The organism is Pseudomonas sp. B329 (assembly GCF_023127835.1).
Lineage (GTDB): Bacteria > Pseudomonadota > Gammaproteobacteria > Pseudomonadales > Pseudomonadaceae > Aquipseudomonas > Aquipseudomonas synxantha_A.
On sequence record NZ_SPKP01000005.1, the window covers coordinates 106492 to 132389 of the forward strand.

The 25898-nt window shown below is 62.1% G+C and carries 25 protein-coding genes; 9 read left to right on the forward strand and 16 right to left on the reverse strand.

Going from position 1 to position 25898, the window contains the following annotated elements; all coding sequences use genetic code 11:
* Positions 1 to 28 precede the first annotated feature (28 nt).
* The 8 genes from mdcH to E4P00_RS03110 all read right to left on the reverse strand — a co-directional run bounded on the left by mdcH (position 29) and on the right by E4P00_RS03110 (position 6427).
* Positions 29 to 928, reverse strand: a complete 900-nt coding sequence (mdcH, locus tag E4P00_RS03075) for a malonate decarboxylase subunit epsilon (protein WP_248130627.1) — start codon at positions 926 to 928, stop codon at positions 29 to 31.
* Entirely contained in the window at positions 925 to 1521 is a 597-nt protein-coding gene (locus E4P00_RS03080) for a malonate decarboxylase holo-ACP synthase (RefSeq protein WP_248130628.1), read from the reverse strand. The genes mdcH and E4P00_RS03080 overlap by 4 nt, the downstream gene beginning before the upstream one ends.
* Positions 1515 to 2285, reverse strand: a complete 771-nt coding sequence (gene mdcE / locus E4P00_RS03085) for a biotin-independent malonate decarboxylase subunit gamma (protein WP_248130629.1) — start codon at positions 2283 to 2285, stop codon at positions 1515 to 1517. The genes E4P00_RS03080 and mdcE overlap by 7 nt, the downstream gene beginning before the upstream one ends.
* Entirely contained in the window at positions 2282 to 3124 is an 843-nt protein-coding gene (locus E4P00_RS03090; RefSeq protein WP_103734242.1) for a biotin-independent malonate decarboxylase subunit beta, read from the reverse strand. The genes mdcE and E4P00_RS03090 overlap by 4 nt, the downstream gene beginning before the upstream one ends.
* Entirely contained in the window at positions 3117 to 3416 is a 300-nt protein-coding gene (locus tag E4P00_RS03095; protein WP_025857695.1) for a malonate decarboxylase subunit delta, read from the reverse strand. Before E4P00_RS03095 ends, E4P00_RS03090 begins: the two co-directional genes overlap by 8 nt.
* Positions 3416 to 4249, reverse strand: a complete 834-nt coding sequence (locus E4P00_RS03100) for a triphosphoribosyl-dephospho-CoA synthase (RefSeq protein ID WP_248130630.1) — start codon at positions 4247 to 4249, stop codon at positions 3416 to 3418. Before E4P00_RS03100 ends, E4P00_RS03095 begins: the two co-directional genes overlap by 1 nt.
* Positions 4250 to 5920, reverse strand: coding sequence for a malonate decarboxylase subunit alpha (gene mdcA, locus E4P00_RS03105; RefSeq protein WP_248130631.1), 1671 nt, complete (start codon positions 5918 to 5920; stop codon positions 4250 to 4252).
* Between the two features lie 252 nt (positions 5921 to 6172).
* Positions 6173 to 6427 carry a DUF6124 family protein gene (locus E4P00_RS03110; RefSeq protein WP_216090431.1) on the reverse strand — a complete coding sequence of 85 codons (255 nt, stop codon included), beginning with the start codon at positions 6425 to 6427 and terminating at the stop codon, positions 6173 to 6175.
* A gap of 433 nt (positions 6428 to 6860) precedes the next feature.
* On the opposite strand from E4P00_RS03110, the gene E4P00_RS03115 reads away from it, so the two are divergent.
* Positions 6861 to 7148, forward strand: a complete 288-nt coding sequence (locus E4P00_RS03115; RefSeq protein WP_103734238.1) for a HigA family addiction module antitoxin — start codon at positions 6861 to 6863, stop codon at positions 7146 to 7148.
* Positions 7149 to 7284: 136 nt separating this feature from the next.
* On the opposite strand, the gene E4P00_RS03120 is transcribed toward E4P00_RS03115, so the two are convergent.
* The 6 genes from E4P00_RS03120 to pilG form a co-directional block, all read right to left on the reverse strand.
* The gene (locus tag E4P00_RS03120; protein ID WP_078822552.1) at positions 7285 to 7740 is read right to left on the reverse strand and encodes a chemotaxis protein CheW; all 456 of its coding nucleotides are present in this window, start codon (positions 7738 to 7740) and stop codon (positions 7285 to 7287) included.
* Positions 7733 to 13552, reverse strand: a complete 5820-nt coding sequence (locus E4P00_RS03125; RefSeq protein WP_248130632.1) for an Hpt domain-containing protein — start codon at positions 13550 to 13552, stop codon at positions 7733 to 7735. Before E4P00_RS03125 ends, E4P00_RS03120 begins: the two co-directional genes overlap by 8 nt.
* A gap of 175 nt (positions 13553 to 13727) precedes the next feature.
* The gene (locus E4P00_RS03130) at positions 13728 to 15779 is read right to left on the reverse strand and encodes a methyl-accepting chemotaxis protein (protein ID WP_032878941.1); all 2052 of its coding nucleotides are present in this window, start codon (positions 15777 to 15779) and stop codon (positions 13728 to 13730) included.
* Positions 15776 to 16300, reverse strand: coding sequence for a chemotaxis protein CheW (locus tag E4P00_RS03135; RefSeq protein WP_032878938.1), 525 nt, complete (start codon positions 16298 to 16300; stop codon positions 15776 to 15778). Before E4P00_RS03135 ends, E4P00_RS03130 begins: the two co-directional genes overlap by 4 nt.
* Before the next feature lie 12 nt (positions 16301 to 16312).
* Positions 16313 to 16678 carry a twitching motility response regulator PilH gene (pilH, locus tag E4P00_RS03140; RefSeq protein ID WP_003234583.1) on the reverse strand — a complete coding sequence of 122 codons (366 nt, stop codon included), beginning with the start codon at positions 16676 to 16678 and terminating at the stop codon, positions 16313 to 16315.
* Positions 16679 to 16724: 46 nt separating this feature from the next.
* Entirely contained in the window at positions 16725 to 17132 is a 408-nt protein-coding gene (gene pilG / locus E4P00_RS03145; RefSeq protein ID WP_005792254.1) for a twitching motility response regulator PilG, read from the reverse strand.
* Positions 17133 to 17371: 239 nt separating this feature from the next.
* Here pilG and gshB point away from each other — a divergent pair, with 239 nt between their 5' ends.
* The 7 genes from gshB to E4P00_RS03180 all read left to right on the forward strand — a co-directional run bounded on the left by gshB (position 17372) and on the right by E4P00_RS03180 (position 23301).
* A complete protein-coding gene (gene gshB, locus E4P00_RS03150; RefSeq protein ID WP_005792255.1) occupies positions 17372 to 18325 on the forward strand; it encodes a glutathione synthase in 954 nt (317 codons plus the stop codon).
* Between the two features lie 77 nt (positions 18326 to 18402).
* Positions 18403 to 19308: an energy transducer TonB gene (locus E4P00_RS03155; RefSeq protein ID WP_248130633.1), complete on the forward strand. Its 906-nt coding sequence runs from the start codon at positions 18403 to 18405 to the stop codon at positions 19306 to 19308.
* A gap of 50 nt (positions 19309 to 19358) precedes the next feature.
* A complete protein-coding gene (locus E4P00_RS03160; protein WP_005792257.1) occupies positions 19359 to 19928 on the forward strand; it encodes a YqgE/AlgH family protein in 570 nt (189 codons plus the stop codon).
* Positions 19928 to 20365, forward strand: coding sequence for a Holliday junction resolvase RuvX (gene ruvX / locus E4P00_RS03165; RefSeq protein ID WP_005792259.1), 438 nt, complete (start codon positions 19928 to 19930; stop codon positions 20363 to 20365). The genes E4P00_RS03160 and ruvX overlap by 1 nt, the downstream gene beginning before the upstream one ends.
* Positions 20366 to 20497: 132 nt before the next feature.
* Positions 20498 to 21004, forward strand: a complete 507-nt coding sequence (pyrR, locus tag E4P00_RS03170; RefSeq protein ID WP_005792260.1) for a bifunctional pyr operon transcriptional regulator/uracil phosphoribosyltransferase PyrR — start codon at positions 20498 to 20500, stop codon at positions 21002 to 21004.
* A gap of 24 nt (positions 21005 to 21028) precedes the next feature.
* Entirely contained in the window at positions 21029 to 22033 is a 1005-nt protein-coding gene (locus tag E4P00_RS03175) for an aspartate carbamoyltransferase catalytic subunit (protein ID WP_032878936.1), read from the forward strand.
* A complete protein-coding gene (locus E4P00_RS03180) occupies positions 22030 to 23301 on the forward strand; it encodes a dihydroorotase (protein ID WP_248130634.1) in 1272 nt (423 codons plus the stop codon). Before E4P00_RS03175 ends, E4P00_RS03180 begins: the two co-directional genes overlap by 4 nt.
* A gap of 82 nt (positions 23302 to 23383) precedes the next feature.
* Here E4P00_RS03180 and E4P00_RS03185 read toward each other — a convergent pair whose 3' ends face one another.
* Positions 23384 to 23812 (reverse strand): TM2 domain-containing protein, encoded by a 429-nt coding sequence (locus E4P00_RS03185; protein WP_032878933.1) that lies wholly within the window; start codon positions 23810 to 23812, stop codon positions 23384 to 23386.
* Between the two features lie 249 nt (positions 23813 to 24061).
* On the opposite strand from E4P00_RS03185, the gene E4P00_RS03190 reads away from it, so the two are divergent.
* A complete protein-coding gene (locus E4P00_RS03190; RefSeq protein ID WP_005792265.1) occupies positions 24062 to 24700 on the forward strand; it encodes a C40 family peptidase in 639 nt (212 codons plus the stop codon).
* 148 nt (positions 24701 to 24848) lie between these two features.
* On the opposite strand, the gene E4P00_RS03195 is transcribed toward E4P00_RS03190, so the two are convergent.
* The gene (locus tag E4P00_RS03195; RefSeq protein WP_032878931.1) at positions 24849 to 25883 is read right to left on the reverse strand and encodes a type IV pilus twitching motility protein PilT; all 1035 of its coding nucleotides are present in this window, start codon (positions 25881 to 25883) and stop codon (positions 24849 to 24851) included.
* Positions 25884 to 25898 lie beyond the last annotated feature (15 nt).

The window sequence follows — 25898 nt, forward strand, 5'->3', positions numbered from 1 at the left end:
TTGTGCTTCGAAAGCCTTGGGTGCTGCTTTATCGGTGGCGGCGCTCCTCCTCTTGCAGCAGGGCCTGCAAGGTGTCCAGGCGTGCGCCTTCGCAGGCGATCACCGTGCCTTGTTCGAACACGCGGCGTGACAGACCAGTGAGCACCGCGCCCGGGGGCAGTTCAATTTGCAGGCGCACACCGCGCTCGTAGGCGCTTTGCACGGTGCCGCGCCAGTCGACGACGCGGCACATGTTGAAGGCCAGGTCATCGCGCAGTTGCTCAGGGTTGTGGATAGGTCGCGCGCGGGTGCTGCTCAGGTAGGTGATGCGCGGCGCCTTGAGTGGGACGAACGCTTGGGCAAGCACCTTGGCCGGCGCTTCCAGCAGCGCACAGTGGGACGGCACGCTCACTGCCAGACGCTTGGCGACGCCGTTGCCTTTGATGCGCTCGGCGACACGCTGCATCGCTTCATTGCTGCCGGCGATCACGGTCTGGTTGTCGGCGTTGATATTGGCCAGATACACCGGAGTTGCGGCGCTGTGGATATCTGCCAGCAAGGCTTCAACCGTGGATAAATCGGGGCCGATCAGGGCGGTCATGCCGTAGCCTTGTGGATAAGCCTGTTGCATCAGCTCGCCACGCAGGCTGACCAGTTTCAGCGCATCGGCGAAGTCCAGGGCGCCGGCGGTGACGGCGGCCGGGTAGGCGCCGATGGACAGGCCCGCCACGTAGTCAGGCGTATGGTGCAACTGCTGGGCATGGGCAACGCCGACGATCAGCAGGCACAGTTGCACCGCACGCGTGCTCGCCAAGGCTTGCGCCGAATCGAGCCGACGAACATCTTCACCCAAGGCATCACTGGCTTCTTCCAGAACCTGGGCCGATAGCGCCTGGAGCATGCCCACGCGCTGGGCACCCTGCCCCGGAAACACCAACAAGCTGCTCATGCCACGGCCTGCCAGGGGTCAAGTACAAGGTGCGCGCCGCCAGTGGTTTTGAGCAGTACGCGGCGTGAGCCTGTGGCCCATTCGCGCAAGGCAACAGCGCCAAACGGGGTTTGCAGTTGCAGGTCCACGGCGCACGGTGCGGTGTCGAATTTCGCCAGCAATGCACGCGCCGCGTTGCGATCAAGCGGTTCGGGGGTGCGCAGGATCAAATCCAGATCACTCATGGCATGCAACGCTTCGACGCCGCTCGCCAATTCAAATCCGGCGCTGCCGCTGACGCCCCAGTGATACTGCGCCAACACTGGCCGCAGTTGATCGAGCGCCCGCAGCGCCGGTAAATCCCGTGGCGAGATCACCTGGCGCAAGTCTTCGGGCGCCACGCGCCGTTGCACCGCAGCAACAGGCATCACCGCCCCATAACGCTGCTCACGCAGACGCCCACGTACGCCAACCGCCACTTGACCTGCTTCGGTAATGGCGCGCCGCACCACTACTGGATGGCCGGCGCTCAGCGCGTCCCGCACCCAGGCCGGAGCATCCGCAGGCAGGTGCGCCGGGGTCATGCCCCAGAGCAAGTCATGGGCGTTCACCATTGTTCCCGCAGCAGTTGGCGTACATGGCTTGAGGCGGTGCGATTAGTCGCACCGAGACGTCCTTTTAAATCGGGTTGCACGACATCTTTGATCGCCTGCACCAGGCAATCGCTGACCCGCGCCACATCGTCCGTTGTCGGCTGTTCAATCTGGCTCACCGACAAGGTCTCCCAGAGCAAACCCAGGCTGGCATAACTGTCGATGTCATAGGCCATCGGCGGCACACTGGCGGCCAAGGCTTCCAGCTCTTCAACACTGCGCAAGGTCACCCGCGCCGCCGAGGCCTTGCCCATGGCGTGCACCATTACCCCAGGGTCGCGCAGGGCGATCAAGCGGTTGGCCTGGTAACCGTGGGCCAGAAACGCACCGGACATGGCCTTGCCCACCAGCAACGCAATCACCGGGTGCCCGGCCAGGCGTGCGCGGGCGTAGCTGTCGGCAGCGGCGGCCAGGGCCTGGTGGATGCCGAGGGCTTCTTCACGGCGACCATAGGCTTGGCTGGGCACATCGACGATGGCGATGATGGGGCGTTTGTCACCCGTCACGATGGCTTCATCGACGGCCTTGGCTAGCCCCCAACCTTCCAGCAACCCGACTTCGCCATTGCGCGCACGCGGGAAGCGGTTATTCGGGTCGGTGACCACGGCGATAAAGCGCACCGCCTGTTCACCCAATACGCCGTCTGCGACTTTCAATGAGTCCGGCAAGCCGTCTACGAGTGTCGCGCCGACGCTCAATGCGTTGAACCACTGCAACCCTCTCATGGGCGTTCTCCCTGATACAGAGCGCGAACCGTCGCGGGCTCGATTTGCGCCGCTGTGTCGAGTTCGGCCAGCCGCGCCAGGTAGAAATCAGCGCGCCGGCTGCGGGGTTGTTCGGGCGCCCCGTGTTGCAACAGCGCGCTCACGGTCTGCTGGATCTGCACCACATCGTCCGCCACGTAACGGTCGGCCAAGCCACTGTTGAAACGTTGTTCGCCGCCGGTGAGGCTCCAGATAAACGGGCGGTCGCGGGAGTCGTATTCTTCCAGCCCGGCCTCCTGTTCGATCACCTGCGGTCCGTTCAGCCCCAGGCGCGCTTCGCGGGTGACCACCAGGTAACTGCACAGTCCGGCCGCGATGGACATACCACCAAAACAACCGACACTGCCCGCCACCACACCGACCACCGGCTGGTACTGGCGCAGGTCGACAATCGCCGCGTGAATATCGGCAATCGCGGCAAGGCCCAGGTTGGCTTCCTGCAAGCGCACCCCACCGGTCTCCAGCAGCAGCACGGCGCGGGTCGGTATGGCGTTGCGGTTGTCTTCGGCGGCCAGTTCCAGTGCCCCCGCGATTTTTGCGCCACCGACTTCACCGAGGCTGCCGCCTTGGAAATTGCCCTCGATAGCGGCGACCACTACCGGCAAACCGCCGATGCTGCCCTTGGCAATCACCACACCGTCATCCGCCTGGGGCACTACGCCCTGGCGGCTGAGCCACGGCGACATGACCCGTTGGAACGGGTCGATCAGTTCACGATAAGTGCCAGCATCCAACAACGCCTTGGCGCGCTGCCGCGCACCGAGTTCGACGAAGCTGTGTTTGTTGAGCAAATCAGTCATGGCCGACCTCCTCGAAACCTTGCTCCAGGCGCAAACGCACCACGCCGGGGGTGGCGCCGAAATCGTGGATATCGATGTTCAAGGCAGGTGGCGTCTGCTCCTGGAAGATGCGTTCGAACAGGTGCTGCCAACGTTGCTCGGCGCCGTTGACCGAGGTCTGCACTTGGATGGTCAGCGTGCCGGGAGTGCCCGGCTCCAGCAGCACTTCGAGGTCGCCCGAACCGACGCAACCCACCAGCGCGCGGCCTTTTGGCGGCTGGCCCGCGGGGAATTCAAAGGATAAGGTTTCCATCACAACGCTCCGTCGAGGCGGTCGATAAACAGGCAGGCGGCGAGCAAGTCGGCAGCGCCGCCAGGGGAGGCATTCAGGGCCAGGAGTTGCTGGTCCAGTGCGTGCAGTTGGCGACGGCCCGCGAGGGTTGCGCTACCGCCAGCGTCGAGCACGGCCTGGGCGCCTTGCTGCATGGCTTGGAGGCCTTCAGTGCCGGCGCGGTAGAGCACGCAGGTGTCGGCCAGCTCGGTCATGATCGCGAGCAAGGCATCCAGGCGGGCATTCTGCTCACCGGCGTTTTGCCCGCGGCTTTTATGCAGTTGCGGCAGGCCGCGTTGCATCACAGCGGGGAAGCCCAGTTGCGCTTCTTCACGGGCACCGCGTGCGCCGTAGCGCTGGGCGACCTGTGCGCCGTGGCTTAGTGGTTGCGGCGCGAAGCGGTCTTCGAGCAGAGCTAGTTTGGCCGCGGTCAGGGTTACGGCGCGTGGTTGCAGGGCCGCTGCTGCGGTGAGCAAACCAAGAGCCCAGATTGCGCCGCGATGGGTATTTACGCCGTGGGTAGTGATGAGCATCGCTTGCTCGCCTTCGCGGCCAAGACGGCCGAGTGCTTCACGCAAGGGCACACCGACTTCACCGAATTCAAGGGCGGCCTCGGCCATTTCCTTGAACATCGGCCACAACGACAGCGCCGAGGCGTGCATCAGGCCCAGGTGCAAATCGCTGTGGGCGCCGTTGCCGCGCCGGTCTACCAAGGCGGGTTTAGGCGACAAATCCGCTTCATCGATCAGCGCGTCGACGGCCATATCCGCCAGGCGATCGGCCAGGCTCAATTCATGCTGTTTTAGAGCGCGCATTTACCAGCTCCTGAATTTGGCGGGCGGGTTGTACAAGCCACCGGACCACTCCACCAGGTCGGCCACACTCTTGGCGGCCAACAATTCGCGGGTGGCGTCGGTGCGGCGGATACCCAAGTCTTCGGGCAAGGCGATCAAGCCTTCGCGACGCATACGGGCGGTGTCCTTGGGGTTATGGCGCATACCGATTGCCGTCACCCCGGCGACGGCAGCGATCATTGCCTGGCGCTCTTCCAGGGAGCGCGCCTTGTAGAGGTAGGCGATGCCTTCTTCGGTGAGCAAGTGGGTAACGTCGTCGCCGTAGATCATGATCGGCGCCAGCGGCATGCCGCTTTTACGTGCCACTTCCACCGCGTCGAGGGTGTCGACAAAGGTCGGTTTGCCGCCCTCCTGGAAGGTCTCGACCATTTGCACCACAAGTTTTTTGCCGCGCTCAAGCAAGGCCTCGGGCGCATCGTCATGGCGCATATCCAGCCAGGCCGGTGTGCCGTGCCGACGACCACGTGGGTCGTGGCCCATGTTCGGCGCACCACCGAAACCGGCAAGGCGGCCACGGGTCACGGTGCTGGAATGCCCATCGCCATCCACTTGCAGGGTGGCGCCGATAAACAGGTCCACCGCGTACTGGCCGGCCAGTTGGCAGAACATGCGATTGGAGCGCATCGAGCCATCGCGGCCGGTGAAGAACACATCCGGGCGGGCGGCGATGTAGTTTTCCATGCCCAGCTCGGTGCCGAAGCAATGCACGCTCTCGACCCAACCGCTTTCAATCGCCGGGATCAACGTGGGGTGTGGGTTGAGGGTCCAGTTGCGGCAGATCTTGCCCTTCAGACCCAGGGATTCGCCGTAGGTGGGGAGGATCAATTCGATGGCGGCGGTGTTGAAGCCGATGCCATGGTTGAGCGACTGCACATTGTGTTTTTCGTAGATGCCACGGATCGCCATCATCGCCATCAGCACATGCACCGGCTTGATATGGCGCGGGTCGCGGGTGAACAGCGGTTCGATGTAGAACGGCTTGTCGGCCACCACCACGAAATCCACCCAGCTTGCGGGGATGTCCACACGGGGCAAGTCGGTGACGTCATCCACCAACTGATTGACCTGCACAATGACGATGCCATCGCTGAACGCGGCGGGTTCGATCAGCGCCGGGGTGTCTTCGGTGCTGGCGCCGGTGTAGATATTGCCGGCGCGGTCGGCCATGAAGCCGGCCGAGAGCACCACGTTGGGGATCAGGTCCACCACCAGGCGCGCATAGAGTTCGATGTAGGTATGGATCGCGCCGATTTCCAGCAGGCCGTCTTCCAGCAACTGGCTGATGCGCAGGGATTGAGTGCCGGCGAAGGAAAAGTCGAGCTTGCGGGCGATGCCTTTCTCGAACAAGTCCAAGTGCTCGGCGCGCCCGACACTGGGCATGATCATGTGCAAATCGTGGAGCTTGGCCGGGTTGGCCTTGGCCAGGGAGCGCGAGAGGAAGTCGGCCTGCTTCTGGTTGTTGCCTTCCAGTACCACGCGGTCGCCGGGGAGGATCAGCGCTTCCAGGGCCTCGACGATCCTGTCGCTGGGCAACACCGCCCCGTCTGCATACTGTTTGACCAGCCCGAGCCGCCGCTGCTTCTCGTCGCGCCGCCGCGTCCAGCGCGAGTCGGGGGTGATGGTTGTTGTCATGGTCGCTCCACGGGGTTTGCTGTCGTGGGGCTGTACCTTAGGAGTGAATTTAGGTGCTATCAATCAAGCTCAGCGACAGACCGTTACGCCTGGAGTAACAAAGCTAAAAATGTGGGAGGGGGCTTGCTCCCGATAGCGGTGTGTCAGTTGACAAACTTATTGCTGACCCACCGCAATCGGGAGCAAGCCCCCTCCCACATTTGCTCAGTGTTGCTTGTTAGATATCGGTCCCAAACCAGGACCGATCAGTCCCTATTTGGGACCGTTTGAAAATTCCGGCGAATGGCTGATTTGCTCAAGTGCCCTATCGACCAACAACTGACCAAACTCTGCCATTTGCTGAATCCCGAGCATGATGGCGCGCTGGGAAGTGTCCAGGTCAAAGGCCAGGTTGCAGGTGAGTGCGTTGAGGGAGGACAGGGTTTCGCTGGCATTGACCAGCAGGGTTTCGGTGGTTTGGTGGGGGTTGACGGTGAAGAGGGGTGGATTGGGAGTAGGTTTGACCATGATGAAACTCCTAAACAGTGAGTAAGGAGCGCCACCGTTCGCTTGCACGCGAATGAGGGTGGCGACCGTGCGCAGGTGTGCAAGACCGGGCCTGTTTAGGACACCCAGCAGATCCGAAGACCTCCTGCGCGCAGCCGCCATAAAGCAGCGAGCACAAAAAACGCCCGTTGGATGGCTGGGCGTTTGCACGCCTAAACAGTTTCGTCGGACTTGCACGTCCGTGTCACCGTTTTTTGCGATGACGGGACGAAGACTAGGCGTGCGGACCTCTCACCACAAGTTCATGCGCGGCCCAAAATCTTGCAGGAAAAATCCGAAGCCTTTTATGTCGAAGTGCGTGCAGGAAGTTTCATACAGCGTTTTGGGGTTGTTGCTTGGAACTGGTCCTTCTAGCCTTCGCGGTTGAATGCCCATAGTCGAAGGACGTACCAACATGCCGATGCACAACCCAACTCACCCAGGTGAAATATTGCTTGAAGATGTGATCCCCGCCCTGGGCATCACCATTACCGAGATGGCGCGACGTCTTGGCTTCGCCCGCGAGACTTTTTCAAGGATCTTGCATGGCCACGCCCCGGTCAGCCCGGACCTTGCCGTTCGGTTGGAACGGGCTGGCGTGAGTAAAGCCCAGTTATGGTTGTCGATGCAAAGTGCCTACGACCTATGGCAGGCCGAGCACCGGGAGCAGCCAGTGATTGAACGGTTTGCGCGGATTGATTGAGATCTTGGGCCAATCACAATTCAGTGTGGGAGCTGGCTTGCCTGCGATAGCGGTGGGTCAGTTGTTGATGCAGTGACTGACAAGCCGCCATCGCAGGCAAGCCAGCTCCCACATTGGAATTTCACAAGGCTTAGGATCAGTCCAGACCGGACTCTACCAACAACGCTTCAAGCCCCATCAAATCCGGCACCTTCGCCACCTGCTCGCCCACCTGCACCGCCGCCAGTTCCAGTGGGCACAGCGGCACGTCCACATAGCTCAATTCGCTATCGAGCTTGTAAGAGCGGGGAATGCCTTGGATCACCAGCGCAATAAACTTCAACGTCGGCCTTCCACCCAAGGCATTCAACACTACGATCCGGGAGCGTTCGCCGGTCACGCTGGCTTCACCGCACACGGCTTCAAAGCTGATCAAGGGGATTTGCCGATCACGCCAGGTCACTTGCCGCAGGTACCACGGCGGTGCATCGCTGGCCGGTTCGCCGCGCTGGAAGTCGATCAGCTCTGCGATGGCCACGTTGGGCAGCACCAGGTGGCGGTCGGCCAGGGGCAGCAGCAGGCCGGTGAGTTGGCTGGCGCGGTGGTCAAGCATGGGACTTGCTCCAGTAGGCGATGCTTTCCAGCAGCACCGACTCTTGGTACGGCTTGCCGAGGTAGTCGTTGACGCCAATGGCCATGGCGCGGTCGCGGTGTTTCTGGCCGGTGCGCGAGGTGATCATGATGATCGGCAGGCGCATCAGGCGCGGGTCATTGCGTATCTGGATGGCCACTTCGAAGCCGTCCATGCGCGGCATTTCGATGTCGAGCAGCATCAAGTCGGGGGTGTGTTCCTCGAGCACGGCCAGGGCGTCGATGCCGTCCTTGGCGGTAAGCACGTTCATTCCATTGCGCTCCAGCAGGCGGCTGGTGACTTTGCGTACGGTGACCGAGTCGTCCACCACCAGTACCAGCAGCGGGCGTTTTTTCAGCGGGTCGTTGAGGACCAGTGGCACATCCACTGCCTGGGCCGGCAAGGCCGGTTGGCGGGCGCGGATATGCGCGAGCAGGTCAATGATCAACACCACGCGGCCATCACCGAGGATGGTCGCACCGGGCACGCCCTGTACCCCGGCAAACTGCGGCCCCAGGCCCTTGACCACGATCTCGCGGGTGCCGGCCATGGCGTCCACATGCACCGCTACGCGCCGTTCATTGCAATGCACCAGCAACACCGGCAGCGGTTGGTATTGGCCGAGCAGTTTCGGGCGGCTGACGGTGTGCAGCAGATCACCCAGGTAAAACAACTCGTAGCGCTGGCCGGCGTATTCATAATGCGGCGGATCTTGCTGGTAGTGCCCGGCCAGTTCGTGGGGCAGTACGCGCACCAGGCCTTCAAGGGTGTTGAGGGGAATTGCGTACTGGTCGTCTGCGCATTGCACCATCAACGCACGGTTGACCGACACGGTAAACGGCAGGCGAATACGAAAGTGCACGCCCACGCCTGGGGTCGAGTCGATCACCATCGAGCCGCCGAGCTGACGCACTTCTTCGTGCACCACGTCCATGCCCACGCCACGCCCGGAGATCTGGGTGATTTTTTCTGCCGTGGAAAAGCCCGGCTGCAGGATGAACTGCAGCACGTCGCGGTCGCTGATGGTTTGATCCGGGCCGAGCAGGCCGCGCTTGATCGCCTTGCGCCGCACCGCTTCAAGGGGCACGCCGGCGCCGTCGTCACGCATGTCGAAGACGATGTCGCCGCCTTCGTGGGTCAGGTCCAGGGTAATGCGCCCCTTTTCCGGCTTGCCCGCCTGCAACCGCACCTCACGCGATTCCAGACCGTGGTCGACGGCATTGCGCAGCATATGTTCCAGTGGCGCCGCCATGCGTTCGAGCACGTTGCGGTCCATCTCGCCTTCGGCATTGCCGACGATGAACTCCACGTCCTTGCCCAGCTCTTGCGCCACTTGGCGCACGATGCGCTTGAGGCGTGGCAGCATCCGCTCGAAAGGCACCATGCGCGTGCGCATCAGGCCCTCCTGCAATTCGGTGTTGATGCGCGCCTGTTGCTGGAGCAAATCGTGGGCATCCTGATGGCGCTGCTCCAGGGTGTCCTTGAGGTCGAGCAGGTCGGAGGCCGATTCGGACAGCGCGCGGGACAGCTGCTGCAACTGCGAATGGCGATCCATTTCCAGTGGGTCAAACTCTTCGTAGCCCAGGCGTTCGGCCTCGGCCTGCTGACGACTGAGCAGGCGCCCCTGGGTTTCGCTGTCGAGCCGGCGCAATTGATCGCGCATCCGCTCGATGGTGGTTTGCACTTCATTCAATGCAATGCGCGCATCGTTGACTTGCTGCTCGATACGGCCACGGAAAATCGAGGTTTCACCGGCGAGGTTAACCAGGTCGTCGAGCAGTTCGGCGGAGATTTTCACCATGTCGGCAGCGGGGTCGACCACCGCTTCAGCCTTGCCCGCAGGCAACGCCACGGGCACCACCGGCTCTACACTGGGGTGCACCAGGCTTTTGATGCGCTCGATAAGTTTGTCCACCGCCCCCACCGGCAGCCCATCCGCTACGGCGTCGACCATCTGTGCCAAACGATCATGGCAACCTTGCAGCAGCGCAAACAGCTCTGGGGTCGGCGCCAGCAACCCGGCGGATAGCCCCTCGTAGAGAAACTCCAGCTCATGGGCCAAATCGCCAATCGGCCCGATCTCTACCATGCGCGCCCCGCCCTTGAGGGTGTGCAGGTCACGCAGCAGGGTTTCGACTTCCTGGCGGTTGCCCGGCTCGGCCTGCCAGCGCAGCAACGCGCTGCCTGAACTGTCGAGGATATCGGCGGCCTCTTCGAGGAAGATATCCAGCAATTCAGGGTCTGCACCCGAGGCCGGCGCCGCCGCAGCCGGAGTCGCCGGCGCGCTGTTCTGGCGCAGCTCACGCAGTTTGGCGATCAGCTCGGCAGCGTCGCTCAAAGGCTGCTGCTGTTGCAGTTCTTCCAGTTGCAAAGCCAACCGTTCGTGGCTGGCCATCAGCACCTGGGACAGCTCGGGGGTGTAACTGTAGCGGCGGTCCACCAGGCCCTCGTACAGGCACTCCAGCTCATGGGCCAAGTCGCCCACCGGGTCGATTTCGGCCATGCGCGCACCGCCCTTGAGGGTGTGCAGGTCCCGTTGCAGTGAGGACAACGGCGCGGCGCTTTCGGGCTCCAGCAACCAGCGCTTGAGGGACTGCCCGGCACTGTCGAGGATATCGACGGCCTCCTCAAGAAAGATGTCGACAATCTCATCATCCATGGCTGTTTGCTGATCCAACTGCGCAGTGGCAGCACCCAGTTCCGAAATGCTCAGGGCGCGGCTGCCGTCGCTTTTGATCAGGCCGGTGGCGGACGGGTCCAGCGCGTCATCCAGCAACGCGTGCAAGGCTTGTACCCGCGCAGGTGCCGGGCTGATTTCCTGGCCGGCAGCCAGTTGGTCGAGCATGTTGATCAGCGCCTCATGGGCCTGTTCCGCCTCATGGAAAAACCGCTCGCTGACCGCCAGGCTGCTTTCTTCCACAGCGCCATACAGGTCGAGCAAGGCCTCGCACAACGCGTCGATGGCGTGCAGGTCGGCGATGTGCGCGCCCTCCCCCAAGGTGGTCAGCTCATCCAGCAAGGCGGTCAGTTCCTGGCGTTCGCCGGGATGTTGCTGCCAGCGGCGCAACAGGTTGTCGGCGTCGAGCAGAATGTCCATGCCCTGGGCCAGGAAGTTGGTGATCAGATGCCGATCGCGCTTGATCGGCAGGCCGCTGCCAGGGGCTTCGAGCAGCGCTGCAAGCTGCTGGTCCAACAGGCTTTGGGTGCGTCTGATCAGATCCGCTGCGCCCTGGATGGGTGCCAGGGGATCGCTGTCCAGGTCGCGCAGGCCACGCTGGAACAGCCCTTCGGCTTCCAGCAGCAACTCCACTTCGTCCAGGTCCAGGGGCAAGCGATGGGCCTTGTATTCGCGGGTCAGGTGGTCGAGGGGGCGCGCCAGTTCGGCGATGGGCGACACCCCGGCCATGTAGGCACTGCCCTTGAGCGTATGCAGGGCGCGTTGCAGTTCATCACTGACCTGCAACGGCACCTGCTCGGCGGCGTGGTGCAGGAAGTGGTTGAGGCTGTCCAGATGGCTCTGGGCTTCGTTACGGAAGATCTCCATCAGCATCGGATCATGGGGCTCGCCAGCGGTTGTTGCCGCGCCACTGGCCAAGGCATGGGCGCGGGCGGCCAGGGCGTCGACTTCGTCGCGCTGGCGTTGGTCGTCGATGGCAAAATCGGCGATCAATTCCGGCAGCACAGCCACGGCCTCATCCAGCACCTGCTGCACCTCGGCGCCAAGGGCGACGCTGCGTTCCAACACACGGTTGAGCAGGTTTTCCACGGCCCAGGCCAGTTCGGCCAGCACCAGGGCACGGACCATGCGACCGCTGCCCTTCAACGTATGGAAGGCACGGCGCATTTCGCCCTGGGCGGTTTTGTCCGCACTGTTGGGCAGGTTGCGGTGCAGCACGTCGAGAACTTCGTCGGTTTCTTCGAGGAAGACTTCGCGCAGCTCATCGTCAATCGGCTCTTCACCTGCCGGCGGTGGCAGCAGGCTGCCGGGGCGTTGCAGGGCCGGAGGATTAAGGCCTGACGTGGGGCTTGCCAGTGCGTCAAATTGGGATTGGCTCGGTGCCTGTTCGGTCGACAGTGCGCCATCGGGCGCGACCAATGCCTGGCGCCAGGGTTTTTCGGCCGGCAGATAACCCAGCGCCGCCAGGCTTTGGGTGGCCCGCTCCAGCACACGCTCGCCAGCGGCGTCAGGGTCTTGGAGCATGCGTTCCAGGTAATACTCCAGGCTGCTGATCACATCGGCGAACTGCTCCAGTTGCACCGGCGAAGGCGCGACATCGCTGATCATCAACTGCTCGTCGACATAATCGGTGCAGCCGCGCATCAGGCTCGCCGCACGCGGCAAAGGGATCATCGCCAGCGCGCCACGCACCTGGCTCAGCAATTGCGGCAAGGATTCCAGACGCTGGCGGTCCCAATGGGCTTCGACGCAGTCGATCACCAGTTCCTTGGCTTGTTTGAGGCACTGGCAGGATTCAGCAATCACCAACTGATGGATCTGGGTCAGGTCGGTGGTGGGCAGCCGGCTTTCTTCGCGGCTTTGCGGCTCCACCGTGCCGATCATGCCCGCCAGCGTGGCTTCGACGTAGAGCAACGCGCCTGCCACGTCCATCAGCACCGCGTCATTGGGTTCGCGTTGCCCCTGGGCCAGGCTCAGCACGACGGCCAACTGGTCGATGATCACTTTGCGCGGCTGGCCAAAACCCAGTACGGCGAGGGTGTCGGCGATCTGCCGCAGGGGCGCCAGCAGTGCGTCGAGTTCGTCGATGTGCTGGCGGTCGCTGCGTACGAACAGATCGAGGCGCTCCTTGACCCGCACCAGTTCCTCACACAAGGCACCGAGCACCGACCCCATGGCATTGCGGTCCGGCCCGGCCATTCGCGCACGCTCGGCGTCGACCACGGCGCTGTCGGGCAAAGCTTCATCCAGGCCATAGCGCTCTTTAAGGCTTTGCATGCGCGGCGTCGGTCGGGTGACTTTGGCCACGTAAAACAACAGGCTTTTGAGCAGCTCATCCGGCGCAGGCTGATTGATGCCGTCAATGCCCTGGGCCAGCAGGCGCTTGAGTTGTTTGCCGCTGGCCTTGAGCAGGCTGCGCAGCGCCGGGCTGTTGGCGACCACGCCGGTCAACATGCCCTCGACCAGTGCCGAGGCCACCTGCCACAGCGGTAACAACGGCGCGCCCTGGCACAACGCCTCAAGGCGTGCGAACACCCGCGCCATATCTTCCAGGTTGCTCGGGCCGTGGTCTTCACGCAGCAACCCGGCGAGGGCTTGTTGCAGCAAGGGGTGCCATTGGCGCAACTGCTCATGCAACTGCGGCGTTGCTCGTTGGGCCAGTGTTTCATCAGGCAGCGGCGCGATCGACAGCAGTTGCGGGCTGAACAGGCTGGTTTCAGACAACAGGCTTTCACCCCGCGCAGTGCGCAGGTCGTTGAGCAGCGGCAGTACCACCAGCGGCAGGTCGCGGCGGGCGCTGTGTACGCGGTCCAGATACAGCGGCAACTGGCCGAGGGCCTGTTGCAGCAGGCGGATGCTTTCTTCGCGCTGGCTGACGCGACCGGTCTGGAGCGCCAGGGCCAGTTCCTCGATCTCTTCGGCCAACAGCGCCGCGCCGTAGAACTCGACCATTTGCAGCGCGCCATGCACCTGGTGGATCCCGGCCAGGCAATTGTCGAGGGTGTCGCCGTCGCCGGTTTCAACGTAAGCGTCCAGCGCCGAACGGGCCTGTTTCAGGGTTTCGGCAATGTCGCCCTTGACCCATTCGAGGGCCACGTAGTCGTGCCGATCAACCATAACTGCTCCGCTTAGAATTCGTGGGTTGCTGGTATCTCACAAACAATGGAGATCCAATGTGGGAGCTGGCTTGCCTGCGATAGCGGTGGGTCAGCAATACATCTGTATTTGACAGACCGCTATCGCAGGCAAGCCAGCTCCCACAATTGGACTGTTGCGTTCTTCAGGTCGTATTTCAATCGTCCACCTGCTTGGGGGGCGGCAAGGTGAAACCCGACACCGACCTGCGCAACTGACTGGCCATCTTCGCCAGGTTACCAATGCTCTCGGCGGTCGCGGTCGACCCCGACGACGTCTGCGTGGTGATCTGCTGGATCACATTCATGGTCAGGGAAATCTGCCCGGCCGAAGACGTCTGCTGCTGCGCCGCATTGGAAATGCTCTGGATCAGCGCCGCCAGGGTTTTCGACACGCCTTCGATCTCTTCCAGCGCGACCCCGGCATCCTGGGCCAGGCGTGCGCCGCGCACCACCTCGGTGGTGGTCTGCTCCATGGAGATCACTGCTTCGTTGGTGTCGGCCTGGATCGCCCGCACCAGAGTTTCGATCTGCCGGGTGGCCGCCGACGAGCGCTCGGCCAGGCGTTGCACCTCATCGGCCACCACCGCAAAACCGCGCCCGGCATCGCCTGCCATGCTGGCCTGGATCGCGGCGTTGAGGGCGAGGATATTGGTCTGGTCGGCAATGTCGTCGATCAGGCTGACGATGTCGCCAATTTCCTGGGATGACTCGCCCAGGCGCTTGATGCGCTTGGCGGTGTCCTGGATTTGTTCGCGAATGTTGTCCATGCCATGGATGGTGTTGTGCACCACCTCGTTGCCTTTGTTGGCGATCTCAACCGAGCGCTCTGCCACCGCTGAGGACTCGGCGGCGTTGGCCGATACCTGGTCGATCGACTGCGCCATCTGGTTGATCGCGGTAGACGCTTCGGCAATCTGCTGCGCTTGATGTTCCGACGCCTGGGCCAAGTGCATGGCGGTGGCCTGAGTGTCTTGCACCGCACCGGCGACTTGCCCGGCCGTCAGGTTGATGGTGGCGACCAGGTCACGCAATTGATCCACGGAATAGTTGATCGAATCGGCGATGGTGCCGGTGAAGTCTTCGGTAACCGAGGCGGTGACAGTGAGGTCGCCGTCGGCCAGGTCTTCGATTTCATCCAGCAGGCGCATGATCGCGTTCTGATTGCGCTCGTTCTTCTCGGCGGTTTCACGCAGTTGGCGGTTGGTCTCGCGCACCATCACCAAGCCGATCAGGATGATCGAGGCCAGCGCCAGCAGGCCCAGCAGATAGCCGCCGATGGTGTCGAAACTGCGCCCGCCGGCGAGGTTTTCAAAACCGGTGGCCAGGTGCGAGGCTTCATCGAGCAGGGTTTGCGACAGGTTGAAGATATGGCTCGCCGAAGCCCGCACCTGGAACAACTGCGGCGAGGTTTCGAGGATTTCATCCACGGAGCCTGAGACAAACTCGAACAGCTCGGCAATCTCCACCAGCCGCGTACGGGCGTCAGGGTCTTCGACCTGAGTGATACGCAGCCCGGGGTTGCCGTTGAGCATACCGTTGAGCACCACGCCAAAACGGTTGGCGTCGCGACCGAAGGCATCGGCGGCCTGCACGGCGGTTTCATCGCCCGCAAGCACGGTGTTGACCGCCCCCAGGATCCGTTCGGCCAGCAGCGACTGGCGCTGGGCCAACGCCACCTGGCTGGCCGGGGCGCCGCGTTGCAGCAGGATATCGACGACTTTTTCCGACTCCATTTGCAGTTGCGGCACGGTTTCGGCCAGGGTCGCCGCCACCTGGTGCAGGGACAGAACGGTCTGCTCGCTGGCGAGGATCGCATCGGTGTTTTTCAGCAGCGCTTCCCAGTCGGTCTGCACAGCACGCATTTCGGCGCGCACCGCGCTGGGTGCGGCGGGCAAGCCGGTTTGCGGATCACCCTTTTTCAGGTAGCCCCAGCGCTGGGCAAAATCGTTGCGCGCCTCGCCCAGCAGCTTGAACGCGGCGGCCTTGCCGGCGGCGGCTTCGGTGGCGTTCTTGGCAATGCGCTGGGACAGCACGCGCAGCTCACCGGCGTGGCCGATGTACTGCTTGTCGTAGGTGGACTGGGTGTTGAGGTACGCAAAGTTGGCGAACAGCAACATGATGAACACGATCAAGGCGATAAACAGCACAATGATCTGCGAACGGCTGCGCGAAGCGGCCTGGGGTTTGGGCGTAGTAACGGTGCTCATGCGGCGACATCCATGAAGCCAGGGGCCTGGGCCAAAGCGAAGGGGCTGAAGACTTGCCACTGCGGGTCGCCGTCGAACTGGCCCTGGATAAACGGCGCGCCGGACGCGGTGCTGGCCATCCAGGCATCCAATGGGAAGTGCTGCATACCGACCACTTCGTCTACCAGCAGCCCGACAAACACGTCATTGAACTCCACGACCAGCACCCGCCTTTGCTTGCGCGCCTTGGATAACTCAAGGCCAAGGAAACCGCCCAGGTCCAGCACCGGCAGCAAGCGCCCGCGCAGGTTGGCCACGCCCTTGACCCAGGGTTTGACCCCCGGCATCAAGGTGCAGCGCGGTTCATGCAACACCTCGGCGACCTCGCCCATGGGCGCCACGTACCAGTGTGGCCCCAGGCGAAAGCCGATACCGCTCCAGCGTTGCAGGCGGGTTTCCTGGGACGGCAGGTCGGCGGCCAGCAGGCGGCAACGGCGGTCGATGTCCAGCAGCAGCTCGAAGGCGGTTTGCGACTCGGTCATGATCGCGAGCCTTTAGCCGGCCAGTACCTTGTTCAGGGTGGCGATCAGTGTGTCTTCGTCCACCGGCTTGGTCAGGTAATCCTTGGCGCCCTGGCGTGCACCCCAGATCTTGTCGGTTTCCTGATCCTTGGTGGTGATGATGATGATCGGAATACCGTTGGTTTCCGGCTCCTTGGACAACTGGCGGGTGGCCTGGAAGCCGTTGAGGCCCGGCATCACGATGTCCATCAACACGGCGTCGGGCTTTTCCTGACGAGCCAGCGCTACGCCGTCCGCGCCGTTTTCGGCTTTCAGGACTTGATGGCCGTGCTTTTCCAGCATGCCGGTCAGTTTGTACATTTCGGTCGGCGAGTCGTCGACGATCAGAACACGTGCCATGGTTTTCCCCACTACATTGGTCGGCGCCGGCCCTTGTGAGGTGGCGTCAGTGTGCTTGTTCTACTGCGGCGAAGGCAGGCACATAGGCCTTGATCGCACCCAGCAGTTCTTCCTTGCTGAAAGGCTTGGTCAAAAATTGATCGACACCCACGATGCGCCCCTTGGCCTTGTCGAACAGGCCATCCCTGGAGGACAACATGATCACCGGGATCGCCTTGAACGCCGGGTTGTTCTTCACCAGGGCGCAGGTCTGGTAGCCATCCAGGCGCGGCATCATGATGTCGACAAAGATAATGTGCGGGTGATGATCCACAATCCGCGCCAGGGCATCGAAACCGTCGATGGCGGTGATGACCTCGCACCCCATGTTCTTCAACAGTGTCTCGGCGGTGCGGCGGATCGTTTTCGAATCGTCGATCACCATCACTCTCAAGGCGTTGGAATGCTGTTCCATATCTGCTCTACCATCGCCACAGCGAATCGGTTTTCGGTGTGTACTGCCTGATGTTGCACAGGATGAGCGCCGCAAGCCTTGGAATTCAAGGGCTGCTACGCCGTGGCAGTCTTTTTAGCACAGTCTCCGGGCGCAATCTATCGAGGCACCCACCCGGTGGTTTTTCCTTGACCCACAACAACCACAGCGCCACTCTGACGCCACTTTTATGCGCCCTAATTTGCTAGAGGAAACCCCCCATGAGCGTTCGCGTCGGCATTGTCATGGACCCTATCGCCAGCATTTCCTATAAAAAGGACAGCTCGCTGGCCATGCTCCTGGCCGCCCAGGCCCGCGGCTGGACGTTGTTCTATATGGAACAGCGCGACCTGTACCAGGGCGACGGCGAGGCGCGGGCGCGGATGCGTCCGTTGCAGGTATTCGCCAACCCCGAGAAATGGTTCGAGCTTTCGGATGAAATCGACAGCCCCCTGAGCGACCTCGATGTGATCCTGATGCGCAAGGATCCGCCGTTCGACATGGAGTTTGTGTACTCCACCTACTTGCTGGAACAGGCCGAACGCGCCGGCGTGTTGATCGTCAACAAGCCGCAGAGCCTGCGCGACTGCAATGAAAAGCTGTTTGCCACCCTGTTCCCGCAGTGCACGCCGCCGACCGTGGTCAGCCGCCGCGCCGATGTACTGCGTGAATTCGCTGCCAAGCATGGCGATGTGATCCTCAAACCGCTGGACGGCATGGGCGGCACTTCGATCTTCCGCCACCGCGCTGGCGACCCGAACCTGTCGGTGATCCTCGAAACCCTGACTGCGCTGGGCACCCAGCAGATCATGGGCCAGGCTTACCTGCCGGCGATCAAGGATGGCGACAAGCGCATCCTGATGATCGACGGCGAGCCGGTGGACTACTGCCTGGCGCGCATCCCGGCAGCGGGCGAGACCCGTGGCAACCTGGCGGCCGGTGGTCGTGGTGAAGCACGGCCGTTGTCGGACAAGGACCGCTGGATCGCCGCTCAAGTTGGCCCGACCCTGCGCGAAAAAGGTCTGCTGTTTGTCGGACTCGACGTAATTGGTGAGAACCTCACGGAAATCAACGTCACCAGCCCTACCTGTATTCGCGAGATCGACAATGCATTTGGCACGAACATCGGCGAAATGCTGATGGCCGCCATTGAGCGCAAGCTACAAGCCAAGTGACATAGAACAGCCGGACACACACCAACATTGCGTTATCATGCGCCACCTGTGAAACGCGCGATGTTGGTTTTCTTGTCATGACACTCCCGTCCGATCTGCCCCCAGAACTCACCCACAGAGGCGTGCGCCCGGCTGATCGGCTCGGATTTACCCTGTTTCTCGCCGCATTGATTCACCTCGCCTTGCTGCTGGGCGTGGGCTTCACCATGGTCGAGCCCAAGCAGATCACCAAGACCCTGGAAATCACCCTCGCTACGTTCAAAAGTGAGAAGAAGCCCGAAAAGGCCGACTTTCTCGCCCAGGACAACCAGCAGGGCAGCGGCACCCTCGACAAGAAAGCCGTGCCCAAGACCACTGAAGTCGCGCCCTTCCAGGACAACAAGGTCAATAAGGTCACCCCGCCGCCGGTGCCCAAGCCCGAGGTCAAGCAGGCAACGCCCAAGGCCGCCGTGACCACCGTTGCGCCCAAGCCGCAAAAGGCCCCGACCCAGCGCGAAAAGACCAGGACTGAACCCAAGCCTGAACCGGTGAAGCCCGCGCCAACCTTCGACAGTTCGACGCTGTCCGACGAAATCTCCAGCCTGGAAGCCGAACTGGCCCACGAACAACAGCTGTATGCCAAGCGCCCGCGCATCTACCGCCTGAACGCCGCGTCGACCATGCGCGACAAAGGCGCCTGGTATAAGGACGAGTGGCGCAAGAAGGTCGAGCGCATCGGCAACCTCAATTACCCGGAGGAAGCCCGGCGTCAGCAGATTTATGGCAACTTGCGCTTGCTGGTATCGATCAACCGTGACGGTTCGCTCTATGAAGTGCAGGTGCTGGAGTCCTCCGGCCAACCGCTGCTGGACCAGGCCGCCCAGCGCATCGTGCGCCTGGCCGCGCCTTTTGCGCCGTTCAGCGGCGACTTGAATGACGTGGACCGCCTGGAAATCATCCGCACCTGGAAGTTTGCCAAGGGCGACCGGCTGTCCAGCAACTGACACCGCTCCTACACTTGTCAGTTCGCCCCTCCAACGCCACACTAGCGGACATGAAAAACGTCAGCCCGACCTACCTCAAGCACCAATTCCTGATCGCCATGCCCCATATGGCCGACCCGAACTTTGCGCAGACCTTGACCTACATCGTCGAGCACACGGCCAATGGTGCCATGGGGCTGGTGGTCAACCGTCCACAGGAGCTGAGCCTGGCCGATATCCTTGAGCAATTGCGCCCGGAACTCGACCCACCGACCCGCTGCCAGGATGTGCCGATCTATATCGGCGGGCCGGTGCAGACCGATCGCGGCTTTGTGTTGCACCCCACCGGGCCGCAATACCAGGCCACGGTGGATCTTGAGGGCGTGTCACTGTCCACGTCTCAGGACGTGCTGTTCGCGATCGCCGATGGCGTCGGCCCTGAGCAAAGCCTGATTACCCTGGGCTACGCCGGTTGGGAAGCCGGGCAACTGGAGGCCGAGCTGGCGAGCAATGCCTGGCTGACCTGCCCATTCGACGCCGACATCCTGTTCAACACCGCCAGCGAACTGCGCCTTGATGCTGCCGCCGCCAAGCTGCGGGTCAACCTCAGCCTGTTGACCAGCCAGGCGGGGCACGCCTGATGGCCTTGCGTCTGATCCTGGGTTTTGACTACGGCACTAAACAGATCGGCGTAGCGGTCGGCCAGGTTATTACCGGCCAGGCCCGCGAGCTGTGCACCTTGAAGGCCCAGAACGGCATACCGGACTGGAACCAGGTTGAAGCCCTTATCAAAGAGTGGAAGCCCGACGCTGTGGTGGTCGGCCTGCCCCTGAACATGGATGGCACCCCCAGCGACATGTGCCTGCGCGCCGAAAAATTCGCGCGCCGCCTCAATGGCCGCTACAACCTGCCCTTCTATACCCACGATGAGCGCCTGACCACCTTTGAAGCCAAGGGTGAGCGTCGTGACCGCGGCGGGCAGAAGGGCAGTTACCGCGACAACCCCGTGGACGCCATCGCCGCCGCCTTGCTGTTGCAGGGTTGGCTGGATGAAAACACCGCTTTATTTGAATCCTGACCCGCCGCGATCCTGTTGGAGCGGGCTTGCCCGCGAAGAACGTTAACGATACCGCGTGAAGGCTGGATGAACGCGGTACCCATGAGTTTTTCGCGAGCAAGCTTGCCCCTACACACTTAAAAAGGAGCCCCCATGAGCCTGCCCAATCCCGCCGAACTGATCAGCCAGATGGCATTACGCCTCAAGGCGCACCTGGAACACCGCGGCATCAGCGAACCGCGCTTTATCGGCATCCGCACCGGCGGTGTCTGGGTAGCCCAGGCGTTACTGGAAGAACTGGGCAGCGATTCGCCCCTGGGTACGCTGGACGTGTCCTTCTACCGCGACGACTTCAGCCAGAACGGCCTGCACCCACAGGTGCAACCTTCGGCCCTGCCATTCGAGGTTGAGGGCCAGCACCTGATCCTGATCGATGACGTCCTGATGAGCGGCCGTACCATACGCGCCGCCATGAACGAACTGTTCGATTACGGGCGCCCGGCCAGCATTACGTTGGTCTGCCTGCTGGACCTGGATGCTGGCGAATTGCCGATCAGCCCGGATGTCGTAGGTGCAACACTGTCTTTGCAAGCCCGGCAGCGGGTAAAATTGTCCGGTCCCACGCCGCTCGAACTCGAACTGCAAGACCTTGCCCTTTAAACCGCCTTGTACAGAGTCCCCGCGATGACGCCTCTAGATGCCAAGCGCCCGCTGCAGCTCAATGCTCAGGGCCAGTTGCAACATTTCTTGTCCCTCGACGGTTTGCCCCGCGAACTGCTCACCGAAATCCTCGACACCGCCGACTCGTTCCTTGAAGTCGGCGGCCGCGCGGTGAAGAAGGTCCCGCTGTTGCGCGGCAAAACCATCTGCAATGTGTTCTTCGAGAACTCCACCCGCACCCGCACCACCTTTGAACTGGCAGCCCAGCGGCTATCGGCCGACGTGATCACGCTGAACGTGTCCACCTCGTCGGCGAGCAAGGGCGAGACCCTGCTCGACACCCTGCGCAACCTCGAAGCCATGGCCGCCGACATGTTCGTGGTCCGCCACGGCGACTCCGGCGCCGCGCACTTCATCGCCGAGCATGTGTGCCCGCAGGTAGCGGTCATCAACGGCGGCGACGGCCGCCACGCCCACCCGACCCAGGGCATGCTCGACATGCTCACCATCCGTCGGCACAAGGGCAGCTTTGAAAACCTCTCGGTGGCCATCGTCGGCGACATCCTGCACTCCCGTGTAGCACGCTCGAACATGCTGGCCCTCAAAGCCCTGGGCTGCCCGGATATCCGCGTGATCGCGCCGAAAACCCTGCTGCCCATCGGCATCGAACAGTATGGCGTGAAGGTCTACACCGACATGGCCGAGGGCCTCAAGGATGTGGACGTGGTGATCATGCTGCGCCTGCAACGCGAGCGCATGGCTGGTGGCTTGCTGCCCAGCGAAGGCGAGTTCTACCGCCTGTTCGGCCTGACCACCGCACGTTTGGCCGGGGCCAAGCCGGATGCCATCGTGATGCACCCGGGGCCGATCAACCGCGGGGTGGAGATTGAGTCGGCGGTGGCCGATGGCCCGCAGTCGGTGATCTTGAACCAAGTGACCTACGGCATCGCGGTACGCATGGCCGTGCTGTCCATGGCCATGAGCGGGCAGACCGCGCAACGTCAATTCGAGCAGGAGCAGGCCCAGTGAAGCTCAGCATTCTCGGCGCCCGAGTCATCGATCCAGCCAGTGGCCTGGACCAAGTTACCGATCTTTATCTGGACGCCGGCAAGATCATCGCCATTGGCGCCGCACCTGCCGGCTTCAACGCCATCGAAAGCATCGACGCCAAGGGCCTGGTGGCCGCGCCCGGGCTGGTGGACCTGAACGTCGCCCTGCGCGAGCCGGGCTACAGCCGCAAAGGCAACATCAACAGCGAAACCCAGGCCGCTGCGGCCGGTGGCGTGACCAGCCTGTGCTGCCCGCCGAACACCAAGCCGGTGCTGGACACTTCGGCGGTGACCGAGCTGATCCTGGACCGCGCCCGTGAAGCCGGCAATTGCAAGGTGTTTCCCGTCGGCGCCTTGAGCAAAGGCCTGGATGGCGAACAACTGGCCGAACTGATCGCACTGCGCGATGCCGGTTGCGTGGCCTTCAGCAACGGCCTGGAAAGTTTTCGCAGCACCCGCACGCTGTGCCGTGCCCTGGAATACGCGGCCACCTTCGACCTGACGGTGATCTTCCACTCCCAGGACCGCGACCTGGCCGAAGGCGGCCTGGCCCATGAAGGGGCAGTCGCCAGCTTCCTCGGCCTGCCGGGCATCCCGGAAACCGCCGAAACCGTGGCCCTGGCCCGTGACCTGTTGCTGGTGGAGCAAAGCGGCGTACGCGCACACTTCAGCCAGCTGACCAGCGCCCGCGGCGTTGCCCTGATCGCCCAGGCCCAGGCCCGTGGCTTGCCGGTGACGGCGGATGTGGCGCTGTACCAATTGATCCTGACGGATGAGGCGCTGATCGACTTCTCCAGCCTGTATCACGTGCAGCCTCCACTGCGTACCAAGGCCGACCGTGACGGTTTGCGTGCGGCGGTGAAGTCGGGGGTGGCGTCAGCGATTTCCAGCCATCACCAGCCTCACGAGCGTGACGCCAAGTTGGCGCCATTTGGCGCGACCGAGCCGGGTATCAGTAGCGTGGAGTTGTTGTTGCCGCTGGCAATGACCTTGGTGGAAGACGGCTTGCTCGACCTGCCGACGCTATTGGCCCGCCTGAGCGCCGGCCCGGCCGACGCTCTGCGCTTGCCGGCGGGCAAGCTTGAAGTCGGTTCGCCAGCGGACCTGGTGCTGTTTGACCTGGGCAGCTCGACGGTGGCAGGGGAGCATTGGTTGTCCAAGGGTGAAAACTGCCCGTTCATTGGCCACAGCCTGCCGGCGACGGTGCGGTACACCTTGATGGATGGGCGGATCACTTACCAGGCCTGAAACCGGTCTAGAGTGAGCGCAGTAAAAAATGTGGGAGGGGGCTTGCTCCCTTCCACATTTTGTTCTCTATAGGGCCGAGAGATCAGCGGCCGTTATTGCGCTCGGCATTGCGGATCGAGATCTGCGTATTCAACGTCCAGAAGTCATACAGCACCCCAATCAGGAACAAACCGCCGGTCAGCAGGTAGATCAGGCCGGTGATCCATTTGCCCTGGTACATACGGTGCACACCGAACAGGCCCAGGAACGCCAACAGGATCCACGCGACGTTGTATTCGATAGGCCCGGCGGTAAAACGCAGGTCGGCTTCACGGTCCATGGCCGGGATGAGGAATACGTCGATCAACCAACCAATGCCCAGCAGGCCGAAGGTAAAAAACCAGATCGTGCCGGTCACGGGTTTGCCGTAATAAAAGCGATGCGCCCCGGTAAAACCGAAAATCCACAGCAGGTAACCGATCACCTTGCTATGGGTATCTTGCTGCTGACCAACCTGTTGATAGGTGTTCATGGAGTACCTCTTTTGCTTCGATAGATAAATTTTTTCATTTTCTTTGTGACTTTTTTACGAGCGCCCGACGTACGGCAAATGGTATCTTCCTGTCCTCAAAGCCTTATGCCACCTGACTTGTGTAGGACAATTGCGGCAATTCGTCGCGTTTTTCCTGGATTTGACCCCAAGGTTCAGTCGACAAACGGCCTGAGAACGACACAAAAAGCTGTTATAAAGTTGCGCGCAAACCCATAAGAGCCACGCCTAATGCGACCATTTTTCAAGACATGGCTGACCATCTGCCTATTAATGCCACTGGCCGCCCACGCCACCAATCGTGAGCAACGACTTCCGAACGTCAATGGTTTCACCCCTAAAGTCCACAGCACAACCACCAAGGCCAAATCGGTAAAGCTGACCGTCAACCGCCCGACTCAACTGAGCAAGGCACACGGTAAAGCAACACCCGGCCTGATGGCTGTCAACACCAAGCAAAGCAGCAACGTCCTCAGCCGTGCCGTCAACGTGCTGGGTACTCCTTATCGTTGGGGCGGTAGCAGCCCAAGTAAAGGGTTCGACTGCAGCGGCCTGGTGAAATATGCATTCAACGATGTAAAAGCCGTGGATTTGCCGCGCACCTCCAACGCCATGGCGGCTGGTCACGGCTTGAAGGTTGATCGCAAAGACCTGAAGCCCGGCGACTTGTTGTTCTTCAAGCTCAAGAGCCGCCAGGTCAATCACGTTGCCATCTACCTGGGCAACGACCGTTTTATCCACGCGCCGCGTCGTGGCAAGTCGGTGAGCATCGACACGCTGAAAAAGCCGTTCTGGGACAAGAACTACGTGATTGCCAAGCGTGTGCTGCCTAAAGAGCAGAACAGCAACCTGCGGATCGTGCAGCGCTAAGCCAGGCGCCACTGAAGCTCCCCATTTGAAATGCAATCAAATGTGGGAGCTGGCTTGCCTGCGATGACGGTGTGTCAGTTGGCAGAGAGAGCGCCTGACAGCCCGCTATCGCAGGCAAGCCAGCTCCCACATTGAGTATCTGTGCGTTTTAGATATCTGCAGGCACCCTCGCCTTCTCCCGCGCCTCTTCCCGGCTGACCAGCCCCGCGCCGACCAACGCCTTCAAACTCATATCCAGCGTCTTCATCCCCAACGCGCCACCGGTCTGAATTGCCGAAACCATCTGCGCCACCTTGTCCTCACGGATCAGATTGCGAATCGCCGGCGTGCCCAGCATGATTTCATGGGCGGCCACACGGCCGCCGCCGACCTTCTTCACCAGTACCTGAGACACCACCGCCTGCAACGACTCCGACAACATCGAGCGGACCATGGCCTTTTCCCCGGCCGGAAAGACGTCCACCAGCCTGTCTACAGTCTTTGCAGCCGATGAAGTGTGCAGGGTGCCAAACACCAGATGCCCGGTCTCAGCTGCCGTCAAGGCCAGGCGGATGGTTTCCAGGTCGCGCAATTCGCCCACCAGGATCACATCCGGGTCTTCCCTCAGGGCCGAGCGCAGGGCCACGCAGAAGCTGTGGGTGTCGCGGTGCACCTGGCGTTGGGTGATCAGGGCCAGTTTCGGCCTGTGGATAAATTCGATGGGATCTTCAAGCGTGAGGATGTGCTGGCGCCGGTGCCGGTTCAGATAATCGATCATCGCCGCCAGCGTCGTGGACTTGCCCGAACCCGTAGGCCCGGTGACCAGCACCAGGCCACGGGGGAACTGAGCCATACGCTGGAATACCTCGCCCAACCCAAGGTCTTCCAGGCTCTGGACCTCGGTCGGGATGGCACGAAACACCGCGCCTATACCGCGATTCTGGCGGAACACGTTCGCCCGAAAGCGTGCGACTCCCGGCAATTCGAAGGCAAAATCCGTTTCAAGAGATGTTTCGAAATCCTTTTGTTGGTGTTTATTCAACAAAGGGCTCACCAGATCGACCAGTTGCGCTGCGCTCAGCACCGGCTCATCCATCGGCCAGACCTCGCCATCAACTCGCACCATCGGCGCCAGGCCGGCCGATAAATGCAGGTCACAGGCGCCACGGCTTACGCTGGCCGTCAGCAATTGCGTGATATCCATAGGGCTTTCCATTTC

What these genes read in the sequence shown, in the direction of transcription:
- mdcH (WP_248130627.1), bottom strand. Translation starts at nt 928, where the DNA reads ATGAGCAGCTTGTTGGTGTTTCCGGGGCAGGGTGCCCAGCGCGTGGGC.
- E4P00_RS03080 (WP_248130628.1), bottom strand. Translation starts at nt 1,521, where the DNA reads ATGGTGAACGCCCATGACTTGCTCTGGGGCATGACCCCGGCGCACCTG.
- mdcE (WP_248130629.1), bottom strand. Translation starts at nt 2,285, where the DNA reads ATGAGAGGGTTGCAGTGGTTCAACGCATTGAGCGTCGGCGCGACACTC.
- E4P00_RS03090 (WP_103734242.1), bottom strand. Translation starts at nt 3,124, where the DNA reads ATGACTGATTTGCTCAACAAACACAGCTTCGTCGAACTCGGTGCGCGG.
- E4P00_RS03095 (WP_025857695.1), bottom strand. Translation starts at nt 3,416, where the DNA reads ATGGAAACCTTATCCTTTGAATTCCCCGCGGGCCAGCCGCCAAAAGGC.
- E4P00_RS03100 (WP_248130630.1), bottom strand. Translation starts at nt 4,249, where the DNA reads ATGCGCGCTCTAAAACAGCATGAATTGAGCCTGGCCGATCGCCTGGCG.
- mdcA (WP_248130631.1), bottom strand. Translation starts at nt 5,920, where the DNA reads ATGACAACAACCATCACCCCCGACTCGCGCTGGACGCGGCGGCGCGAC.
- E4P00_RS03110 (WP_216090431.1), bottom strand. Translation starts at nt 6,427, where the DNA reads ATGGTCAAACCTACTCCCAATCCACCCCTCTTCACCGTCAACCCCCAC.
- E4P00_RS03115 (WP_103734238.1), top strand. Translation starts at nt 6,861, where the DNA reads ATGCCGATGCACAACCCAACTCACCCAGGTGAAATATTGCTTGAAGAT.
- E4P00_RS03120 (WP_078822552.1), bottom strand. Translation starts at nt 7,740, where the DNA reads ATGCTTGACCACCGCGCCAGCCAACTCACCGGCCTGCTGCTGCCCCTG.
- E4P00_RS03125 (WP_248130632.1), bottom strand. Translation starts at nt 13,552, where the DNA reads ATGGTTGATCGGCACGACTACGTGGCCCTCGAATGGGTCAAGGGCGAC.
- E4P00_RS03130 (WP_032878941.1), bottom strand. Translation starts at nt 15,779, where the DNA reads ATGAGCACCGTTACTACGCCCAAACCCCAGGCCGCTTCGCGCAGCCGT.
- E4P00_RS03135 (WP_032878938.1), bottom strand. Translation starts at nt 16,300, where the DNA reads ATGACCGAGTCGCAAACCGCCTTCGAGCTGCTGCTGGACATCGACCGC.
- pilH (WP_003234583.1), bottom strand. Translation starts at nt 16,678, where the DNA reads ATGGCACGTGTTCTGATCGTCGACGACTCGCCGACCGAAATGTACAAA.
- pilG (WP_005792254.1), bottom strand. Translation starts at nt 17,132, where the DNA reads ATGGAACAGCATTCCAACGCCTTGAGAGTGATGGTGATCGACGATTCG.
- gshB (WP_005792255.1), top strand. Translation starts at nt 17,372, where the DNA reads ATGAGCGTTCGCGTCGGCATTGTCATGGACCCTATCGCCAGCATTTCC.
- E4P00_RS03155 (WP_248130633.1), top strand. Translation starts at nt 18,403, where the DNA reads ATGACACTCCCGTCCGATCTGCCCCCAGAACTCACCCACAGAGGCGTG.
- E4P00_RS03160 (WP_005792257.1), top strand. Translation starts at nt 19,359, where the DNA reads ATGAAAAACGTCAGCCCGACCTACCTCAAGCACCAATTCCTGATCGCC.
- ruvX (WP_005792259.1), top strand. Translation starts at nt 19,928, where the DNA reads ATGGCCTTGCGTCTGATCCTGGGTTTTGACTACGGCACTAAACAGATC.
- pyrR (WP_005792260.1), top strand. Translation starts at nt 20,498, where the DNA reads ATGAGCCTGCCCAATCCCGCCGAACTGATCAGCCAGATGGCATTACGC.
- E4P00_RS03175 (WP_032878936.1), top strand. Translation starts at nt 21,029, where the DNA reads ATGACGCCTCTAGATGCCAAGCGCCCGCTGCAGCTCAATGCTCAGGGC.
- E4P00_RS03185 (WP_032878933.1), bottom strand. Translation starts at nt 23,812, where the DNA reads ATGAACACCTATCAACAGGTTGGTCAGCAGCAAGATACCCATAGCAAG.
- E4P00_RS03190 (WP_005792265.1), top strand. Translation starts at nt 24,062, where the DNA reads ATGCGACCATTTTTCAAGACATGGCTGACCATCTGCCTATTAATGCCA.
- E4P00_RS03195 (WP_032878931.1), bottom strand. Translation starts at nt 25,883, where the DNA reads ATGGATATCACGCAATTGCTGACGGCCAGCGTAAGCCGTGGCGCCTGT.